15 protein-coding genes and 3 pseudogenes are annotated in these 16,047 nt (G+C 56.4%); 6 read left to right on the top strand and 12 right to left on the bottom strand.

Annotated elements, in window-relative coordinates:
* Nucleotides 1-218: 218 nt before the first annotated feature.
* Nucleotides 219-436 (top strand): annotated as a pseudogene (locus Q6A48_RS26120) (DUF6124 family protein); the annotation flags it as partial.
* Between the two features lie 209 nt (nt 437-645).
* Here Q6A48_RS26120 and Q6A48_RS26125 read toward each other — a convergent pair.
* Complete coding sequence (locus Q6A48_RS26125; RefSeq protein ID WP_369811709.1) at nt 646-1,059, bottom strand: hypothetical protein; 414 nt, start codon at nt 1,057-1,059, stop codon at nt 646-648.
* 52 nt (nt 1,060-1,111) lie between these two features.
* On the bottom strand, nt 1,112-2,053 hold the full coding sequence (locus Q6A48_RS16450; protein WP_304555176.1) for a lipid II-degrading bacteriocin: 942 nt from the start codon (nt 2,051-2,053) through the stop codon (nt 1,112-1,114).
* A gap of 230 nt (nt 2,054-2,283) precedes the next feature.
* Between Q6A48_RS16450 and Q6A48_RS16455 the strand changes: the two are divergent.
* Nucleotides 2,284-2,469: pseudogene (locus Q6A48_RS16455) on the top strand (IS256 family transposase); the annotation flags it as partial.
* Nucleotides 2,470-2,539: 70 nt separating this feature from the next.
* Here the strand turns inward: Q6A48_RS16455 and Q6A48_RS16460 are convergent.
* Together Q6A48_RS16460 and Q6A48_RS16465 are read right to left on the bottom strand one after the other, a co-directional pair.
* On the bottom strand, nt 2,540-2,773 hold the full coding sequence (locus Q6A48_RS16460) for a hypothetical protein (protein WP_304555177.1): 234 nt from the start codon (nt 2,771-2,773) through the stop codon (nt 2,540-2,542).
* 12 nt (nt 2,774-2,785) lie between these two features.
* The gene (locus tag Q6A48_RS16465; protein ID WP_304555178.1) at nt 2,786-3,265 is read right to left on the bottom strand and encodes a hypothetical protein; all 480 of its coding nucleotides are present in this window, start codon (nt 3,263-3,265) and stop codon (nt 2,786-2,788) included.
* A 494-nt stretch (nt 3,266-3,759) separates the two neighbouring features.
* Here Q6A48_RS16465 and Q6A48_RS16470 point away from each other — a divergent pair, with 494 nt between their 5' ends.
* Nucleotides 3,760-4,122 carry a DUF6124 family protein gene (locus tag Q6A48_RS16470; protein ID WP_304555179.1) on the top strand — a complete coding sequence of 121 codons (363 nt, stop codon included), beginning with the start codon at nt 3,760-3,762 and terminating at the stop codon, nt 4,120-4,122.
* A gap of 72 nt (nt 4,123-4,194) precedes the next feature.
* On the opposite strand, the gene Q6A48_RS16475 is transcribed toward Q6A48_RS16470, so the two are convergent.
* A complete protein-coding gene (locus tag Q6A48_RS16475) occupies nt 4,195-6,387 on the bottom strand; it encodes a TonB-dependent receptor (RefSeq protein WP_304555181.1) in 2,193 nt (730 codons plus the stop codon).
* A 214-nt stretch (nt 6,388-6,601) separates the two neighbouring features.
* On the opposite strand from Q6A48_RS16475, the gene Q6A48_RS16480 reads away from it, so the two are divergent.
* Nucleotides 6,602-7,381: an SDR family NAD(P)-dependent oxidoreductase gene (locus Q6A48_RS16480; protein WP_304555182.1), complete on the top strand. Its 780-nt coding sequence runs from the start codon at nt 6,602-6,604 to the stop codon at nt 7,379-7,381.
* Nucleotides 7,382-7,850: 469 nt separating this feature from the next.
* On the opposite strand, the gene Q6A48_RS16485 is transcribed toward Q6A48_RS16480, so the two are convergent.
* The 4 genes from Q6A48_RS16485 to Q6A48_RS16500 all read right to left on the bottom strand — a co-directional run bounded on the left by Q6A48_RS16485 (nt 7,851) and on the right by Q6A48_RS16500 (nt 11,780).
* Nucleotides 7,851-8,654, bottom strand: a complete 804-nt coding sequence (locus Q6A48_RS16485; RefSeq protein ID WP_304555183.1) for an alpha/beta fold hydrolase — start codon at nt 8,652-8,654, stop codon at nt 7,851-7,853.
* A 214-nt stretch (nt 8,655-8,868) separates the two neighbouring features.
* Nucleotides 8,869-9,516 carry a ferric reductase-like transmembrane domain-containing protein gene (locus Q6A48_RS16490; protein WP_304555184.1) on the bottom strand — a complete coding sequence of 216 codons (648 nt, stop codon included), beginning with the start codon at nt 9,514-9,516 and terminating at the stop codon, nt 8,869-8,871.
* Between the two features lie 213 nt (nt 9,517-9,729).
* Nucleotides 9,730-11,043 carry an ATP-binding protein gene (locus Q6A48_RS16495; RefSeq protein WP_304555185.1) on the bottom strand — a complete coding sequence of 438 codons (1,314 nt, stop codon included), beginning with the start codon at nt 11,041-11,043 and terminating at the stop codon, nt 9,730-9,732.
* Nucleotides 11,040-11,780 (bottom strand): response regulator, encoded by a 741-nt coding sequence (locus Q6A48_RS16500; RefSeq protein WP_304555186.1) that lies wholly within the window; start codon nt 11,778-11,780, stop codon nt 11,040-11,042. Before Q6A48_RS16500 ends, Q6A48_RS16495 begins: the two co-directional genes overlap by 4 nt.
* A gap of 189 nt (nt 11,781-11,969) precedes the next feature.
* Here Q6A48_RS16500 and Q6A48_RS16505 point away from each other — a divergent pair, with 189 nt between their 5' ends.
* Nucleotides 11,970-12,236: a DUF2790 domain-containing protein gene (locus Q6A48_RS16505; protein ID WP_304555187.1), complete on the top strand. Its 267-nt coding sequence runs from the start codon at nt 11,970-11,972 to the stop codon at nt 12,234-12,236.
* 669 nt (nt 12,237-12,905) lie between these two features.
* Nucleotides 12,906-13,268 carry a DUF6124 family protein gene (locus Q6A48_RS16510; RefSeq protein ID WP_304555188.1) on the top strand — a complete coding sequence of 121 codons (363 nt, stop codon included), beginning with the start codon at nt 12,906-12,908 and terminating at the stop codon, nt 13,266-13,268.
* Nucleotides 13,269-13,526: 258 nt separating this feature from the next.
* On the opposite strand, the gene Q6A48_RS16515 is transcribed toward Q6A48_RS16510, so the two are convergent.
* From Q6A48_RS16515 to Q6A48_RS16520, 3 genes and pseudogenes are all read right to left on the bottom strand, one after another.
* Nucleotides 13,527-14,690, bottom strand: coding sequence for an ATP-binding protein (locus tag Q6A48_RS16515; RefSeq protein WP_304555189.1), 1,164 nt, complete (start codon nt 14,688-14,690; stop codon nt 13,527-13,529).
* Between the two features lie 172 nt (nt 14,691-14,862).
* A pseudogene (locus Q6A48_RS26130) lies at nt 14,863-14,940 on the bottom strand (hypothetical protein); the annotation flags it as partial.
* Nucleotides 14,941-15,297: 357 nt separating this feature from the next.
* A complete protein-coding gene (locus tag Q6A48_RS16520) occupies nt 15,298-15,816 on the bottom strand; it encodes a GNAT family N-acetyltransferase (protein ID WP_304555190.1) in 519 nt (172 codons plus the stop codon).
* Nucleotides 15,817-16,047: the final 231 nt, after the last annotated feature.

Genomic DNA, 16,047 nt, shown 5'->3' on the forward strand with positions numbered 1-16,047 from the left:
CACGGGGTGTGTGCTGGGCTGATTATCCTGGCTGACCAGCACCCCCCTACATAAATAGCGCTTCCAGGGGCATGGCATTCAGTTGAGCCATGCCGATTCATTGTGGTGTGAACTCATTGTGGCGAGGGGATTTATCCCCGCTGGGCTGCGCAGCAGCCCCAAACAATCATCTCGATATGTCAGGCTGGACGCGTTCAACCTTTGGAAGTTGCTTCGCTCCTACGCAGCTATTCACCGTCGTGAAAGGCCTCGACAACGAATGCTTGCTCGCCAACCTCAGCGAAACCCTGGCCTCGGCGGATGCCATGGTGAGCGACTTGGCGTTTGACCTGGATGGGTCAAGACGGCATGTGGCGCTTGGGATTCAGCAGTTGATTGAGCTGAGTTCGTTGTTGGCGAATCGGGTATGGATAACGTGGAGCCGAGGCAGCAGTAATATTTCCCAACGAAAAAAGCCCGGCGTTTGGCGCCGGGTTTTGGTTCTTCTATTTGCAAATAATGTACGAATACTCTATAAACATCCTGAAATTACAGCTCCCTTTCTAGCGCCAGCCGTCAAATTGCAAAAAATGGCGAGCATAACCAGTTCGTATACATGTATGTGGTTCCGCCATCTTCTTATATTAGTCCGCCTTGAGGATTTTTCTAGTGATTCGTGCCCGCACTTACAACACCATAAATTTGTAGCTGGTGATAAACGTAGAAACAAAAAACTGCAAGAAAAATCAAGAAGGTTGGCAAATGGCTTGGGTGTGCCCAGTAGACAATATGATCAAGCAATAGCACTGCCGTTACAGCTGTGGCGAAAATGCTTGCGGACTTTTCAAGAAGGGTCTGAGGCACATTTTTTGATTTTCTTAGCCGATAAGGTCGTTGTAAAACTAAAAGTAGCAGCAATATGAATAGCGTGCCAACAATTGCTGCAAATGGAATAGCGATGGTGTCATGCTCGATAGCATATAAGTTATTTTCAAAATTAAAGTATAAATTATAGCCACCGACTACTGGGGTAGCCGAGAGACTTGCCAAATAGAAAACAAAAGAATGTCTTATCTTCATGTTTTTGTCCTTGCCCCATGGCAATAGCATTACCACACCATGGCACTACCACTTAGAAGTTAGGAGTTTTAAAACCTTTTCCTATCAAGTGAATTTTGTGTTCACCCGAAATATTGATTGGGTACCCTTTCCCTGGTAGGGCTCTGCCAGCCGTAGTCATTTGCTCAAGCGCCAGGGGTCTATCGCTTTTATTGAAGTCATAAATGTCATGGTAGGCTTTGACTGTTCCCAAGAATTGCCAAGATGTGTCTTGGTGGCGAGTAAAATCGCCCTCAACACGGAGTGTAATTCGCCCGAGGTAAGCACCAGTGATAAGGCTGTCCTTGCCCGTATCGTAAGCTATCTTTGGGTCCACCAGATGATACGTACCCGGCGACTTAGTATTTTCGATAGTCTGCTGCAATAATGGGAGTTTGTGTTCTCTTACTTGCAAACCAATAGTATTTATATCTACCTCAAGCTTCTTCCCCTTCCCCCATAAATAATGCGCCAACGCTTTGACCGGGCTGAACGTACCTCCAGATAACTTAGGCGTTTCCAATTTGTATGTTGTACTACGGGCGTATTTTGAGTTAGCGATAGCGATAATAGCCTCCCTCGACGTAAAACCACTTCTCTCAAGCGCATCAGCCAAACTAAAACAAATAGCTTTATTCTTGAAAAACACGTCATTTATACGCCAGTGAGGATCTACCCAACCACGTTCCCGCTCGACAATTTGCCATATATCTTTTATTGCGCCATAAGCATTTTTATGATTTACAGCCTTATCGAGAACTTTAAGATTGAAAGTAAAATCATCCAGCCCGGTCTGAGTTTTTATAAGATCGGTTATATAAAAATCGTCATCTTCTGTTAGTACATCTGGCTGAGGCGGTGGAAATATATAAGTACCATCAATGATGATACCGTCCGTGGACCAATATCCTCCTAACGAGCCTCGCCATGTACCGTTTACCTGAGTCGGGGGCAAGTCAATTCCGTTCTGCTTCATGGGGTCAAGTCCTTTTGTGATCGTAAACTTAAATATACTATGACCAGATTTTTTATCTGGCTTTTCTAATTAAGCACGAAGATGTAGGAGGCTCAATACCCCAGTCACCGCTTGGGAAATGGATTACAGTGTTTTAGGAATAAAAGGACGAATTTGTTTTCTAATATAATTCTGCGCCGTGGGTGTCAGAAATTTTGTGTTCGGGCATAACATGGGTAAGAGGTGCATGTATGCCAATCAAGAAGAAACCACTGCGAGACCTACCCAAAATCCCCAAGGAGCTGCTCGAGCAGTTCGGTGAGGGTCTGATGACTGCCGAGGCTATCGAGGACGCCTCTACGGCGTCCAAAAAGGCGCTGATCGAACGAGCCTTGAGCGCCGAGCTCGGTCATCACCTGGGCTATCCGCCGGGCGCGTAGCGCCCGAGAATATGGGGACGAATTTATTTACAGGCTCAATCTGCCCCACTTCTTCCCTTCAGCCAACCTACTCAAACCGCCGTCGCCTCATGAACAACCCCACCCCAATCGTCACGGCAAAAACCGACAGCAACCCCAGATCAAACCCCAAGAAACGGCTCTGACCCGCCACAACGCTGCCAACCGCACCCGCCGCCACCAACACCACGCCTAGCCACTTACGCAGCAGATACGGCTTGAGGAATTGATCGAGCAGAAAGGACATCACCAAGGCAATGACCAATTGAGTCATGTCGGACATGTACGTCTCCAGTCAGGTCTTGATGATCAATGTCGAGAGGCTGCGTTGCGGGCCGATGCCGCCGTTGACCTGTGCCTCGATGCTGACCAGTACATCGCCCGCATGGTAGGTGGGCAGGACTTCATTGGCATACTTGCGCACACCGGCCCCTACAGATGTCGCCACGTAAGAAGGGGCTACGGCCTTGGCGGCAACACCGAAGGCAGAGCCAGCAAGGGTGGCAATCGTGGTGCGTTGGGCGTTGAGGGCATCGCCCTGTTGGCGGGTCAACGGCTTGGAGATACCGATCATCATCACGCACGGCAGGCCCTTGGCCTGCATCTTGTCGTACACCTCGACGACCTTGGTGTTGACCTCGTAGTGGGCGCTTTTCGCTTCGCCAAAATGCAGTTCGCGCAAGCGTCCGCGCTCGTTGTCGGTGAGGGTGATCTGCGAGACGTTGAAGACGATTCCGTGAGTGCCCATGTATTGGTAAGTCCCTTCGAACTTCATCACTCGTTTCCTTTCGAGGTAAAGGCGTCGATTTTCTATAATGAACGGATTGGATTCAAATCATTTCATTTGTGTCAGTGATTGACCGGTTGGACCGCTATCGTGAGCAAGCCCCGGTCCCAGCGCCAAACAAGCCACCCGCACCACCCAAAAAACCCTCTCCTACAGCCCCTGCCTACACACCCCTATCAAGCTACGCATCCTTGCGCCTTTGCCTACAACTACGCCAGAATCCGCCCGCTTGTGCGCCTTGTCCCCGGGTTCTATTGTCTTCCTGCCACTGCCCATCAGTGGTCGGGTTTAGTAGCCCGGATGACATCCCGGTTGCACGAGTCTCATCAGTTAGGCATTCGCCTGCACTCGATGGTGGCTGTGCGCATGGCGCCCTCGGGCGCGCCGGTTTTAGGTATGTCACCGGTCTACTAACCTGCGCACAGCCGCCACCCTATCGTTTAGTAGCGAAATGGTTGCGGCCTAACCGAGAAGACATACCTATGTTCAAGATAACGCCCAATCCGCCTGAAGCAGGCTCCACCTCGCAATCCGCAAAATCCAAAGCCAAACAGCAAGACGAAACCACCCAACGCGTGCTCGATCATTACTTGCTACCGAAGCCGAATAAATCCCAAGACGAACCAAAACCGGGCCAGCTATTCACCCTCGTGAAAGGCCTCGACAACGAATGCCTGCTCGCCAACCTCAGCGAAACCCTGGCCTCGGCGGATGCCATGGTGAGTGACTTGGCGTTTGACCTGGATGGGTCAAGGCGTCATGTGGCGCTCGGGATTCAGCAGTTGATTGAGCTAAGTTCGTTGTTGGCGAATCGGGTGTTGGATAACGTGGAGCCGCGGCGGTAGTCATTACCCATCAACGAAAAGGGGACAGACCTATTTCCAGCAAACCTGTCCCCTCTTCACTTCACCTAGCACTTAGAAATCGATAGTCCCCGAAAACTTCACCAACCGCGGATCACCCTGCGAGAGGTAGCCGCCGTTGGCCGAGGCCCAGTAGTTCTTGTCGGTGATGTTTTCCACGTTGACGCGCAACGTCAGGTCTTTCTCCACGAATTTCATTTTGTAACGTGCACCAGCGTCGAAACGATTCCATGTCGGCAAGCTCAGGTTGTTAGCCTGATCAGCGTACTGCCCGCCCGTGCGCAACATCCTTGCGCTGAGCGCGGCACCTTCGATACCCGGCACATCCCAATCCACGCTGGCATTGAGCTGGAACGTTGGCACGCCAATGGCGTGATTGCCATCGTTGAGGCCGCCCGCGGTTTTTTTGAGTTCGGACGTCATGCGGGTACCGCCGGCCATCAACCGGAGGCCTTCGATGGGTTCGCCGAAAACGCTGATCTCCAGCCCTTTGTTGACCTGCTCACCGTCACGCACATAGAGGCTCTGCGCGTTGTCGACGTAACCATCGGAAGGTTTCTCGATGCGGAAAACACCCAGGTTGGCACCGAAGGTTTGCAGGTCCAGCTTGATGCCCGCTTCCAACTGTTTTGTGCGGCCTGGGGGAAAGGCTTGGCCCAGGTTCGTGATGCCTGTACCGGACGCCACTGGCCCTTTTGCCAAGCCTTCGATCCGGTTGGCGTAGAGCGATACGCTCTCCACGGGCTTATACACGATGCCATAAACCGGCGTGGTAATGGCTTCCTCGTAGAGCGCGCTACGACTGCCATCGTTTGCTGGATTGGCTGCTCCGTTTGAAGTGGTGCCATCGTATTTATAGTTTTCGACACGCAACTGCTGACGCCGAACACCATAAGTAACCAGCAATGTGTCATCGAACAAGCCCAGCGTGTCGGAAACCGCCAGACTTCGGTTGCGGGTTTTGCCGGTCACCCCGGGATCACCCATTTCACCGCCCGTGCTGGACACCGCCGTCGGCTTAGGAAGCTTCGGGGTGTTGTAGATGTTGCTGTTCCCGGTCACGGAACGATAGAACGTGTACGCGTTTTCCTGCTCGGTCCAGATCGTCGAGCCACCGATCGCAACTTGGTGGGAAACAGGGCCAGTATCAAAGCGCCCGTTCAACCCTCCACTGAACGAAGTATTGTCTTCATTGTGAGGAATTTCCGAGCCACCGATCGTCGCTACGCCGTTGTTGCCTACCAGTGTCGGGGTGGCATATACCCCGGTTTCGCGGGTGTGCTTCGCACCGCCAGCCAGGTAGGCGGTCCAGTTTTCGTTCAGGTCCCAATCGCCACGGACCATGCCGAACGTGTCTTCCGTTTCGGAGTAAGTCCAGTCCTGCCCATAATTGTGGCTCGCGTTTGGAGCCGTGGGAATGCGGGTGGCATTGCCGATATTCACGGAATTACGCAGTCCATTGATACGCTGTTTCTGATACCCGAAATCGGTGGAAACGCGGAAGTTATCACCTTGATAGTCCAGGCCCGCAACGAACAACTTCGTGCGCTGATCCTGGTCGTCGATCGCTGTTTCACCTTCCCGCTGGCTCAAATTCAACCTGGCGCCAAACCGGTCATCCTCGCCGAATCGCTGCCCGATATCCAAATGCTCGCCAATGCGGCCATCGCTGCTGATGTCCTGGGTATAGCGACGAGTCGGGCTATCCTCCGCACGTTTGGGCTGCAAGTTGACGCCGCCCCCCAGGCCCGAGCCCGTCGGACTGACACCATTGATAAACGCGTTGGGACCTTTGAACACCTCGACCCGCTCGATAGCCTCCGTCGACAGAATTTGACGCGGTAGAACGCCATACAGCCCGTTGTAGGAAATGTCGTCGCTGTTCAGCGGCAAGCCCCGGATCACGAACACTTGGGATTGGTTACCAAACCCATAGGATTGGCGCACCGACGGGTCATTGAGAAGCACATCGCCGACGTCCTCAGCTTGTTGATCTTCAATCAACTGCGCGGTGTAACTCGTCATCACGAACGGGACATCCATGTTGTCCTGATTCCCCAGCACGCCCATCTGGCCTCCCCTCGCCACCTGACCGCCCGCGTAGGGCGTGGGTAGCGTGTTGGAATTGGGTTTTATCGCACTGGCGGTAACGTCGGTTACGCCCAATTCAATAGGCTCTGCCGCCTGGGCCAGAAAGCTGGCCGAGCAGCATGCAGCCAGCAACGTAAGGCGAGATGGAAATAGCATGGAGTGAGTACCTGCCGGGAAACGGAGCGCCAAAAACCACTAATGCTAATGATTCGCAGATAGATTATCTATAACCAACAGTCTGTTGCTGTAAAAATAGAACGGTCGAAATCCGCCAGATACCGCTGTGTAGAGTCTTCGGCGAATGGCTACGGCCTCGCACCGTCTATTCTCAACCGTCAACAGTATTCCTGCGTAGGCCACGGAGCATTGCATGTTGATGAATTGGAAGGGCCAGGTCGCCTTGGTCAGTGGCGCTGGCAGCGAACATGGGATCGGTCTGGCCATCGCGAGGCGCTTGGGTAACCTGGGGGCAAACCTGGTCATCACCGCCAGCAGCGCCCGCATCCATGATCGCGTCGCGCAACTGAGGTCGGAAGGTTATGAGGTGGACGGTCGCGCGGCAGATCTCACCCAGCCAGCTCAAGTCGCCGAGTTGGTGACTTGGGCCGAATCGCGATGGGGAACAATCGACGTGCTCGTGAACAACGCCGGCATGGCGGTTCAGGGTGAAGCCGAGGTGTTCTCGGACATGGCCACTATGAGCGTCGATGCCTGGAACACCGCGATCGCCCGCAACCTGACGACTGTATTTTTGCTGACCCGAGCCGTATTGCCGGGCATGCAAAATCGTCGATACGGGCGCATCGTGCATATCAGTTCTACCACCGGCACCCGCGTCAGCAATCCCGGCGAGGCCGCCTATGCCGCGGCAAAGGCCGGGATCGTCGGGATGAACATGAGCTTGGCCCTGGAAGTCGCTCCGTTCGGCATCACCGTGAATGCCGTTGCCCCCGGGTGGATCGCGACGCAGTCCAGCACAGCCGAGGAATTGGCTGCAGCGAAGTATGTTCCCGTCGGGCGTGCGGGCAGACCGGAGGAAGTCGCCGCTGCGGTAGCCTTTCTTGCTTCTCCGGAAGCCAGCTACATCACGGGCGAACTGCTTGTGGTCGATGGCGGTAATTGCCTGTCGGAGAACAAAAGTCCTCGTTGAATCAAAAGCCCTTTGCTGGAAGGGATTCATGTGCTGACGGTGTTCATTTCGGACCCGTTTCCCTGTTTTCAGGATGAAGTTTTAAGCGATGCGGAGTCGGTTGGGGAGTGAGGTGGAGGGTGATTAGGACTGCCCGACGGGAGACCTTTGCTTACCCACATGACGATGCCCGATTTAGTACTTTTCATCCTGTACGCGGCCAGCTATAAAGCCACTGCGTTGTCCATTTCCGAGCCAATCCAAATACCGACGCCAGTAAATGGGCCACCAAACGCGCTTCGGTTTGAACAGAAAATGCCACAAACCTGTGGGAGCAAAGCTTGCTCGCGATTGCGCTAAGTCAGTCCGTCACAATGTTGACTGATCTGTCGCTATCGCGAGCAAGCTTTGCTCCCACAGGGTTTGTGCCGTTTGATCCTTAACTGATGGGCATCAGCGTCCTGCGCCGGGTCTTTCAGTCAGTACGCGATCAGCCTTTGGAACTGGCCTGCGCCGCTTCGATGATCAGCTCGGCGACTTTCCCCGGGTTGGACGTCATCACCACGTGGGAGGCGCCTTGGACGGTGACGGTCTTTTTCGAGCCGGCGCGGTCGGCCATGAATTTCAGCGCGGCTTCGGGGATGTTTTTGTCCGCCGAGCCGTAGATGAACCACGACGGCGTTTTTTTCCAGGCCGGGTCGCCAGACGCTTCCTTCAATGCAGCCTCGCTGATGGGACGCTGGGTGGCGGCCATCAGGGCCGATTCGGCCGCTGGGACGTCGGCGGCGAATTGTTGGCCGAATTTGTCCTGCTGGATGTAGAGGTCTTTGTTGCCGTCGTCCAGCGGCACCGGCGCGGCCAAGGTCGGCCCCAGGGTGCCGCCCGGGTAGCGACCGGACAGTTCGATGGCGGTTTCGCCTTTGTCCGGCGCGAAGGCCGCGACGTAGACCAGCGCCTTGACCCTGGGGTTGTCGTGCACCGCGTTGGTGATCACGGCGCCGCCGTAGGAGTGGCCCACGAGGATCACCGGGCCGGCGGTGTGCTCGACGATGTCGGCAACATAATCGGCGTCCTGCTTCACGCCGCGCAGCGGGTTGGCCGCCGCGACGACCGGGTAACCCTGGTTCAGCAATTGGGCGGCGACGCCATTCCAACTGGACGATTCGGCAAAGGCGCCATGCACCAGCACGACGGTGGGCTTGGCGGCGTCGGGTTGCGCGGCGACGCTATGCAGCGATGTCAGAGCCACGGCTGCGGTGATGGTGGCGGCCAAGAGTGATTTGATAGTAGGCATGATCATTCCTTTTCATTCATTGATTGGAGGGAGCGACGGGCTTACTTGCCCAGGAAGTCCAACAGGTCCTGGTTGAGGCGGTCCTTGTGGGTGTCGGCCTGAGAGGTAGGGATGCTATTGCTCATTTTTGCTTCCTTGTTTTTAGGCAGCCGGGATGACTGCTTCTGAGAATGTGTGAACGACCAGGTCGTGCCTGTTGCGGATCGCGGGTCTGTCAGGAGGCGACTGCCGCTCGGCGCATCGACGCTTGCCTGGCTTGGCTGCGCTTGTTGGCGATGGCCAGCTTGCCGACCAGTCGGATCGCCACGGCGGCGCAGGTAAGGCCGAAGGGCAGCACGTACCAGTCGCTCATCGGGATGCGTTTGAAGTTGGAGAAGGCGAACACGGCGGCGATGACCCACATGCCGGTGACGTGCAAGGCCTTCCAGGCCTTGGGGCCCAGCAGTCGGGCGGGGCCTTTGAATGACGTCAGCGCCATCAGCAGGATGAAGGCGTAGGCGGTCCCGCCCGGGATGTTGTTGGCAACGGTGCGACCCGGCCAGAATTCGATATTGAGCTGCCCATACCCGTAGATCAGCACGGCATGCACCAGGTGGGAGAAGGCAAAGGCCAGGCCGATGAAGCGCCGCTCACGCACCAGCGCCTTGGAGAACGCCGAAGGCACCAGCACGGCAAAGGCCGACGCGGTGAACGCGACCAGGAACAAGGCGAAGGAGGAACGGGCGGTGGCGCGAATGGCGCTGCGCAGCCCCTCGACCAGGTCGGGTTGTACAGCGACAGCCGTAATGCTCATCGCCACCACCAGGGCGGCGATCAGGCCGAACAGCGGCCAGCCTTGGGGACGGTAGGATTGGATCGTCATGGCAAGTTCTCCGGTAGTCAGGGCTCGCCGTTCGGGGATCCGGTGGCGAGTCGATGGGGAGAATTCTTGCAAGGGGATGTATACCGGCTATGTTCGAAAACCGGTGGTTATGCGTTCTTTTGAGTACGCCAATGCGCTGGATACAATGGCTTACAAACCCGGGTCCACGAACCCGGTCGCGGGGGCTGCACAGGGGTGTACAGCCCGCGGGGCCTATCGTTGGGGCACGAAGTCGAGGGTCACGCAAAGACCGCCGCCGTCGCGGTTGCGCAGGCTCAGTGAACCGCCAATCGCCACGGCCAACTGCTGGGCGATGGCCAGGCCCAGGCCGGTGCCGCCGGTGCTGCGGTTGCGTGAGCTTTCCACGCGATAGAACGGCTTGACCACCTCCGCCAGGACCTCCTCGGGAATGCCCGGGCCTCGGTCAAGCACACGGATCGAAACGCCCGTGTTCGCGTCGCCGGCGATTTCCACTTCGGCGGTGCCGGCGTACTTCAGCGCGTTATCCACCAGGTTCACCAGGATCCGGCGCAAGGCATGGGGCCGTGTCTCGATGACCGCGCCGTTCTTGCCGCGCAGGCTGACCTCCCGCCCGGTGTCCTGGTAGTCACACACCAGGCTGTCGAGAAAGGAATCCAGGCTAATGCGGCAACTGGCCTCGGTCGCACCATGGACGCTGCGGGCGTAAGCGACCCCCTCGCGCACCAGGTGCTCGATTTCGTTCAGGTCGTTGCCCAGCTTGTCTTTCTCCACCGAGTCGTCCATGAACTCGGCGCGCAGCTTCATGCGCGTGATGGGCGTCTGCAAGTCATGGGAAATGGCCGCCAGCAACTGCATGCGTTCTTTCAGGTACGCGGCGATGCGCGCCTGCATGCTGTTGAAGGCCCGGGCCGCGTAGGCCACTTCCCGTGGGCCGCTTTCATCCAACTGCACGGGGTGGGCGTTCGGGTCGAGGTTCTCGACCGCCTCGGCCAGGCGGCTGAGCGGGCGTATCGCGATGCGCACGGCCAGCCAGGTGCAGCCGATGATCAACACCAGCTGACCGAACAGGACGAAGGGCAACCAGGGTGACAGCGGCCGGACCGAAGGGCGCACATCGATGGTGACCGGGCTGCCGTCCGCCAGCCGCACCTGAGCCTGGAAATGCTGGAATGGCCCCGGGATCTCAACAAGCGTCAGGTCGTAGTCGCGGCCCAGCGCGACTTGAAGGGATTGCGCCGCCGTCGCCGCGAGATCGTTCGAAGTGAGTGGAATGCCAGGATCATGTTCGCGCAGCAAATAGTCATAGTTGCGGCGCTGCAGACGTTTGGTCCATGCCAGACGCTCGGCCGCCGGCAGACGGTCGAGGATGGCGATGGACGTCGCCGTGTCGTGTTCGAAATTGCCCAGCATGGCCGTCTTGGTGCTTTCGTAGCGTTCGTAATACTGGGCGGCGAACGTCAGGGCCTGGGCGAGTATCAGACCGACAAGGAACACCAGCCACAACCGCGAGGCCAGCGTGCGGGGCCATTGCAAGGCGAGCTTCATGACTGCTCCCCAAGCACTTCGACGGCAAAGGTAAAGACATAGCCTTCATTGCGCACGGTCTTCAGGTAGAGCGGTTCGCGGGCGTCATCCAGCAAGCGCTGGCGCACGCGGCTGACCAGCAGGTCAATGGAACGGTCGAAGATGTCCGCGTCGCGGCCCTGGGTGAGGTTGAGCAACTGGTCGCGACTCAGCACCCGCTGGGGATGATCGAGAAATACCCGCAACAGCCTGTATTCGGCACCGCTCAGCGAAACGAGCGTGTCGTCTTCATCGAGCAGGTGGCGGGCAGTGGTGTCGAGGCGCCAGCGGCCGAACTTGAGCATTCGGCCGCTTTCGGAGACGACGAAGTTGGGCGGCAGCATGCGGGTCCGCCGCAGCACGGCGTTGATGCGCGCGAGTAGCTCCCGGGCGGCGAAGGGTTTGGCCAGGTAGTCGTCGGCGCCCATTTCCAGGCCGATGATGCGGTCGGTCTCGTCGGTGCGCGCCGTCAGCATCAGCACGGGCGTGGCCTTATGCTTGCCGGCGCGCAGTTCGCGGCACAGCAGCAGCCCGTCATCCCCCGGCAGCATGATGTCGAGCACGATCAGGTCCACCTGGTTGGTTTCGAGAAAGGCCCGCATCTGGCGGCCATCGGCGACCACGGTGGTGCGCAGGCCATTCTTCTTCAGGTAGTTGCCAACCAGCTCCCTGATCTCCCGATCATCATCCACGATCAATACGTGATCGACATGTTCCATGCCCTGCTCCCCGACGCAAAAAGAGTGGCGATTGTATCGCTCTGTATCGCAACCCACCTCAGATACGTAACCCATCCAACCGAGGCATTTCTCGACACAGCCGAGATACCTCGCGGGCCTTTAATGAGCCCATCGAGACAACACGAATCGCCTCGATGAAACCATCGAACTCATTGAAGGAAAACGACCATGAACCTGAAGAACATCGCTGCCGCTTGCCTGATCACCGCCCTGGGCGCCGTCGCATTACCCGCCATGGCCCAGGACAAAACAGCCGGCGAAACCTATTCCTACGGCAGTCACCTGGATATCGCAAAAGTGGTTTCGCTGAGCGAAGACGGTGGCCAAGACTGCGGCTTGGTGAATGCGCAACTTACCTATCTCGATTCAATGGGTGATCAGAAAGCCCTGACGTACCTCAAGCATGCAGCCGACTGCAACAATCAAGGGAGCTGAAGTGTGGCTCAGAAATGGCGGTCCAGCTTTTTCAGAGGCCGCCTCATTTCCACCAGATAGCTATCGCGAGCAAGCTCCACACCGGGCGGTGAACACAACATCTGCAACACCGCCACTCCTTGTGGGAGCGGGCTTGCTCGCGAAAGCAGTGGGTCAGCTTGCATCAATATTGAATGTGCCGCCCCCTTCGCGAGCAAGCCCGCTCCCACACTGGATGGTGGTGAACACACCATCTGCAACAACCCCGATCTTCTGTGGGAGCGAGCTTGCTCGCGATGAAATCACCTCTGTTCCGGCGCAGAAAAAGCCACCCGCATCGCCAAAAACCCTCTCTCCTACAGCCCTCACCTACACCCTACCAGCAAGCTACGCATCCTTGCGCCTTTGCCTACAACTACGCCAGAATCCGCCCGCTTGTGCGCCCTGTCCCCGGGTTCTATTGTCTTCCTGCCACTGCCCATCAGTGGTCGGGTTTAGTAGCCCGGTTCAGGATACGGTCGCATGAGTCTCATCAGTCGGGCATTGCCTGCACTCGATGGTGGCTGTGCGCATGGCGCCCTCGGGCGCGCCGGGTTTTCGTTTCCTACCGGTCTACTAACTTGCGCACAGCTGCCTCCCTTTCGTTTAGTAGCGAGACGGTGGCGGCCTACTAACAAAGGAAACGTGAAAATGTTCAAAGCAACTCCAAATCCCCCAGACGCAGCCCCCTCCCCACAATCCGCAAAATCCAAAGCCAAACAGCAAGACGAAACCACCAAACGGGTGCTCGATCACTACTTGCTACCGAAGCCGGATAAATCCCAAGACGAGCCCAAACCGGGGCAGGTTTTCACCATTGTGAAAGGCCTAGACAACGAATGCTTGCTCGCCAATCTCAGTGAGACGCTGGCTTCGGCTGATGCGATGGTGAGTGACTTGGCGTTTGATCTGGAGGGATCGAGGCGCCATGTGGCGCTTGGGGTACAGCAGTTGATTGAGTTGAGTTCGTTGCTGGCGAATCGGGTGTTGGATAACGTGGAGCCGCGGCAGTAGGATTTTTTTCCCAACGAGAAAACCCGACGTTTTGCGTCGGGTTTTTGGTTTTCTATATGTGAAAGCGGACGAATAAGGCTCTAGCTATTCACCACTATGCTTCGTAAGCGATAGCTCCATACGGCCAATTGCAACCGCGCAGGCTCCGCGCACGCTGTCGATGAGGGTGATTTGCGAGACGTTGAAGACGATCCCGTGATTGCCCATGTATTGGAAAGTCCCGTATGGGCCGACGCTTGTTCGGGAACATTGCAGGCTTCATACCTGTCGACGCATATATTCCGCAAAAAGTGGAACGGTAAAATTCAGGTAACCATGATCTGTGCTGTAGATCATGCCCTTGGAAATGATGTTGGCACGAGTCGGTCCAAGCGATGATTGAGGACGTCCCATCGCTTTCGCAATATCAGCGATGGCATAAGGGCCGTCACCAAGCCCGGACATGGTCTTCACAAACTGCACTTCCGAAGGTGTGAGCCGATCAATGCGGACCCTGAAGAAACCCGCGTCAAGAGAGGCCAATGTCTCCGAATAAGAATGCTCGACATCGTCAACAGTAATTTCAGGCCCCTCGGCAATATTCCATGCCGTGGATGCCCATTCTTGAAGGAAGAAAGGATAGCCCTGCGTCCGCTCAACGATATTGCCCAGCGCTGCAGCATTGATTGAAGCGTCCTCCTCCACGATTGGCTTTTGAACAGCTTGAGTCGCAGACACTTGATCAAGCGGCCCCACTTCCGGGTAAAGGAAAAGCCGCTCCGCATATGACTTCGCTTCACCCGCCAGCCGGGCGACTTGCGGAAGACCAGCACCGACCAGCAGCACCGGAAGCCCTTCTTGCGACATGCGATGGATAGAGACAATCAATGCCGATAGATCTGCTTCGGTGAGGTATTGCACTTCATCGATGAGCAGAATCCAGCCTTTGCCGGCGGCCTGTGCCGCTTCGCCTATTACGGTGAAAAGATCTGGCAGATCATATTGAAGATTTCCGCTATCCGCGAGTCCAGGCTCAGGCTCAACACCGACCTCAATACCGCCGATATCAATCTTGAAGATTGATGCAAAGCCGCGAAGACCTTTCAGCCCACGATTAGCAATTTGCTTGGCGGCCTCAAGGCCGGAAAGCGCGCGCATGACTTTTCGCATCTCAGGATAGATAAGACGTGCAAGGCTTTCGCGTTCTGGCAACTCCACCTTGGAGACGAGAAGACCTGCCTCCTTCGCAATTTTTCCTATCTCGTTCAACAGAACCGTCTTACCCGTGCCTCTCAACCCAAGGAGCATGATGGAACGAGCGCTTCGCCCATTGATGGCCCGTCCGCAGGCAATTCTTGCATCCTCAAGAATCAGATCGCGTCCCGCCAGTTCAGGGGGCCTGCTGCCCGCACCGGGTGCAAACGGATTACGGTAGGGATCCATGTCGGCCTCACAAAGTAACGAAATCTATATAAAGATAGCCAAAGCTAGCTCAAATACCTATCTTTTGCTATAGATTGCTAGCTTTAAGTAGAAGCGGATTTATTTCTGATGTTTTCCATGAGTGCTTCGCACTCAAGCGGGAGCAAGCTCCCTCGCCACGGGTGCGTAGCCTTCAGGTATGGCGGTCCAGCTTTTTCAGGAACACGGTCATTTCTTTTTCGGCCTGTTTGTCGCCGTGGGCGCGGCGGCTTCCTAGATGGCTATCGCGGGCAAGCCTTGCTCCCACAGGTATCTCCACTGCTCACAAATGCTGTGAACAACGCCAATCCTCTGTGGGAGCAAGGCTTGCCCGCGATGAGGCCCTTCCTGTCAATGCACAGTCTGGATCGGAAGAAACTCAACCCCACATGGAACAGCTTCTCGACGTCGTGTATTACGCCATAGCCCCATAGACCGCTCGGGAAGCGGCCCAAGGCAAGAAATAACCAGGCTGGTGTTTTACACCCAAGCGTCGTTAGCCACTCCAATCAATTGAACAGCCTCCTCTTCCGAAGGCTCGCTTGGCCCTGAGCGGACCGTCCTTCTCTGACCCTGATGACGTCAGCATTCAAGCCACTGGCCATGCCATGGCACAACGACTTTCCGGAGCGAATCCGTGCTGGTATTCCATGCTCAATATCGCCGCTAGCCTCTGATCCAGGTCTGGGTTGGCTTTAGTCTGAAAGCCCATGCGGGAGTAAAACGGTGCATTCCACGGTACATCTGTGAAGGTCGTGAGCGTTACGAAACCAAGCCTGCTTGAGCGCGCATAGGCTTTCGCTGCTTCGATCAACTGCCGCCCTAGGCCTTGTCCTTGCATCGATCGCATCACGGATAATTCATAAATGTGAAGATCATTGCCGTGGCGCTCCGCGCTGAGGAATCCTTGCGGCCGATTTTCGGCATCTACTGCCACCCAACACGTCGATAGAGCAATCCGTTGGCTATGACATTCGATGGACATCGGGGGCGATTCAGCCAGCCAGCTCAATTCGTCAATCAGGCGAAATGCCTGAGCGGCGGAAATTTCAATGGCGGGAAGAAGGGGGGCATCCTCCGGTACAGCAAGGCGGATAATTGCAGGCATGTGTCGCCTTCGATGAATTGATTGTTGGGGGCTGCTACGCAGCCCAGCGGGGATGAATCCCCTCGCCACGGGGATTTGTGTGCACTGGCTGCCTTGAGGCGAACCGTTGCGCAGGGTTCGTCGGGGCTGGGAACGACGTACTGCTTGCCCGGCAGAAACGAAGTGCAGCCGCCAATGGCCAGCGCGCCAGCCAGCAAGATACAGGCCTTGGACTGCTAAATAGCGGGGCGA

Source organism: Pseudomonas citrullilanati, from assembly GCF_030580855.1.
Lineage (GTDB): Bacteria > Pseudomonadota > Gammaproteobacteria > Pseudomonadales > Pseudomonadaceae > Aquipseudomonas > Aquipseudomonas citrulli.